The sequence below is a fragment of the Pseudomonas sp. IT-P253 genome (assembly GCF_949768125.1).
GTDB lineage: Bacteria > Pseudomonadota > Gammaproteobacteria > Pseudomonadales > Pseudomonadaceae > Aquipseudomonas.
Window position 1 is genome coordinate 1 of the sequence record NZ_CATKPT010000064.1, and the last position, 609, is coordinate 609.

General features: G+C 56.0%; 1 protein-coding gene. It reads right to left on the reverse strand.

Annotated features, from left to right (window positions below; translation table 11 throughout):
- Positions 1–28: 28 nt before the first annotated feature.
- On the reverse strand, positions 29–609 hold a 581-nt coding region (locus ACM6IR_RS24005), incomplete at its 5' end, for a group II intron maturase-specific domain-containing protein (protein ID WP_414909991.1).

The following is a 609-nucleotide window of genomic DNA, read 5'->3' on the forward strand; positions in this document are numbered from 1 at the left end:
CCGCACCGGGCGGTTCGAGAGATTGAGGTTATGAGAGACGCACCAATCCCAGCCTGTCGAACCACGCAATATTCAGCACGCGATTCAGCTCCAGACGACTGTTATGCCACCAACGGCAGGTGTTTCCTGCCACCTTCTGCGCCACCTGGTTACTCGCGCCAAGTGCTCGCAACTCACGATACGTCGTCGTTCCGCGCTTCCATTGTTTAAGCTGGATAGCTCGCAATCGGTGTCGTATCCATTCATCCAGCTCACGCCAGACGGCTGGGGTTTGCGACAACCCGAAGTAAGCTTTCCAACCCAAAATGTAAGGTCGCAGGTCATTGACGATCTGCTGCAGACTACGACCACACGAGCGTCGGGTGTACCAGCGTATTCGCTGCTTGAACTGCTTCTGCGCTTTATAGGATGCAGCTCGCTTGACTTCGCCGCGGGCTGACCACAACTCATAGCCCAAAAACTTGCGACCAAACGCGCTAACCACCGCACTCTTGCTCTCGTTGACACTCAAGTGCAGCTTTTCATACAGGCGCCTGAGCAAGACCATGACCCGCTCGCCTGCCTTCCGGCTGCGAACATACACGTTCGCATCGTCGGCATAGCGCACAA